The following is a 2,755-nucleotide window of genomic DNA, read 5'->3' on the forward strand; positions in this document are numbered from 1 at the left end:
CGGCGGCGGGGGCCGGTGCCGCGCCCCCGGCGAGGACCTCGGCCACCGCTTCCAGCCCGCCCTCCGCACGGAGCCTCGTCAGCTGCGCGAGGTCCCACGCCGCCGCGCCCACCACGCTCAGGCTGCGCGGCCCGCGGCGCTGGACGACCCCGCGGACGAGCAGCAGCCAGGAGTGGAAGAGGGTGTGCGCGCAGGCGGGGTGGCTGTCGTCGAAGAAGGCGCAGTCGACCAGGCCCGTGCCGTCGTCGAGGGTGGTGAAGATGACGCGGCGGCCGGAGCGGATCGGCGGCGTCTGGGTGGCGGCCTTGGCGCCCGCGACCAGGACGGTCTCGCCGTGCCGGGCGCCCTGCAGCCGCCGGGCGGGGACGACGCCCAGTTCGGCGAGGAACGCCCGGTGGTCGGACATCAGGTGCCGGGAGGCGTCCATGCCGAGCACGCCGAGCTCGGCGCCGAGGCGTTCCTCCGCGTCGAGGTCGGGCAGGCCGATGGGCTCGGCCCGCGCGCCGTCGACGAGGGTGGGCTGGGCCGGGCCCCCGCGCCGGTGCCCGTGGTGCAGTTCGGCGATGTGCAGCAGCAGGTCGCGGCGGTTGTCCCCGAAGGCGTCCAGCGCGCCGACCCGGGCGAGGCGTTCGGCGACGGGCCGGGTGGGCCGGGCGCGGCGCCACAGGTCGGGGAGGGAGGTGTACGGGCGGCCGTCCGCGATGCGTGCGGCCTCGGCCTCGCCGATGCCCTGCACGTCGGAGAGGGCCATGCGGAGCCCCCACACGGCACCGCCTCCCTGAGACTTGTCGGACATCAGTTCGATCGAATAGGCCGTGCCCGACCGGTTCACGTCCAGCGGCAGGATCGGCACGCCGCGCCGCCGCGCGTCCGCGAGCAGCAGCCGCTTGGGGTACATCCCCGGATCGTGGGTGAGCAGCCCGGCGTAGAAGGCGGCCGGGTGATGGGTCTTCAGCCAGGCCGACTGGTAGGTCGGCACGGCGAACGCGACGGCGTGCGCCTTGCAGAAGCCGTAGCTGCCGAACGCCTCCACGATCTCCCAGGTGCGGCGCACGGACTCCGGCGAGCGGCCGAGCTTCGCCGCCTCCCTCGCGAACCACGCGCGCACCCGGCCCACCAGCTGCGGGTCCGACAGCGCACGGCGCGTCTCGTCCGCGAAGTGCCGGGCCGCGATGAAGGGCCGCACCATGTCGGCCGCGACCGGGCCCGGCCGGAAGAGGGAGATGTCGACCACGAGGTCGTGGAAGGAGGACGGCTGGAGCCGGCCGACGAGGTCGCGCTGGCCGGGCGACTCGATCTGGAAGCAGCCGAGCGTCTCGGCGGACCGGATCAGCTCGTACGTACGGGGGTCGCCCGGAGGGACGTCCGCGGGGTCGTCGAGGTCGATGTGGCGCCCGGTGACCCGCTCGACCTCGGCCACCGCGTGCGCCATCGCGGACTGCATCCGCACGCCCAGCACGTCGAGTTTGAGCAGCCCGAGCTCCTCCACGTCGTCCTTGTCGAACTGCGCCATGGGGAAGCCCTCGCCGCTGGTCGGCACGACGGGCGTACGGGCGCGCAGGGACGCGTCCGACAGCAGCACCCCGCACGGGTGCATGGCGATGCCGCGCGGCAGGCCGTCCAGCGCCTCGACCAGCTCCCACAGCCGGCCGTGGTCCTCCGCGGCCACGGCGCGCAGCTCGGGCAGCTCCGCCAGGGCCGCGCGGGCGTCGCGGGCGCGGATGTGGGGGAACGCCTTGGCGAGCCGGTCCACCTCGGCCGGGTCCTTGCCGAGGGCCGCGCCCACGTCCCGGATCGCGTGCCGGACGCGGTAGGTCTCGGGCATGGCGACGGTCGCCACCCGGTCCGCGCCGAAGCGGTCGAAGATCGCGCGGTAGACCTCCAGGCGGCGCGCGGACTCCACGTCGATGTCGATGTCGGGCAGCGCCTTGCGGTGGGCGGACAGGAAGCGCTCCATCAGCAGGCCGTGCTCGACGGGGTCGGCGTGGGCGATGCCGAGCAGGTGGTTCACCAGGGAGCCCGCGCCGGAGCCGCGGGCGGCGACCCGCACGCCGAGGGCGCGGGTGTCGTCCACGACCCGGGCGACGGTGAGGAAGTACGAGGCGAGGCCCTTCCCGGTGATGATCGCCAGCTCGTCCTCCAGCCGGTCCCGGTAGCGGTGCTTCCTGTCGTACCCGCGCAGCACCATCCCCGCCGTGCAGCGGGAGCGCAGCACGCGTTCGGCGGTGCGGCGCCCGGCGCCGACCAGGTGCGCCTCGGGGAAGTGGATCCGGCCGAGCCCCAGGTCGTCCTCGGGGTCGACCAGGCACGCGGCGGCGGTCTCCTCGGTCGTGGCGAGCAGCCGGCGGGCCGCGTCCCGGCGGAGCCCGGCGGCCCCGGCGATCCGCTCGGCGAGGGCGGCCATGTCACCGGGCCCCTTGAGCCAGCGCTCCCCGCTGTCGAGCGACTCCGGCCTGCGGGGGTCGATCGGCACCAGCAGGCGGGCCGCGTCCAGGACGTCGGCGACGGGGCCCTGACCGGGGTCGGCGTAGCGCACGGCGTTGCTGAGGACGGCGGGGACGCCCTGCTCCGCGGCGAAGCCGACGGTACGGGCGGCGAGGCGCAGGGAGCCCGGGCCGGTGCCGGTACGGCCGTGGCACACGGCCTCCAGCCGCAGGGCGTCACCGAACATTTCCCGCCAGGGCGCGAGCAGCCGGGCGGCCCGGTCGGGGCGGCCCGCGGCCAGCGCGCGGCCGGGCTCGGAGCCGGGGCCGAG

The 2,755-nt window shown here is 76.1% G+C and carries 1 protein-coding gene; it reads right to left on the reverse strand.

What is annotated here, in order from left to right; genetic code table 11:
* On the reverse strand, nt 1-2,755 hold a 2,755-nt coding region (locus V7793_RS36140; RefSeq protein WP_336013913.1), incomplete at both ends, for a helix-hairpin-helix domain-containing protein.

It is taken from the genome of Streptomyces sp. KLMMK (assembly GCF_036961605.1).
GTDB lineage: Bacteria > Actinomycetota > Actinomycetes > Streptomycetales > Streptomycetaceae > Streptomyces > Streptomyces telluris.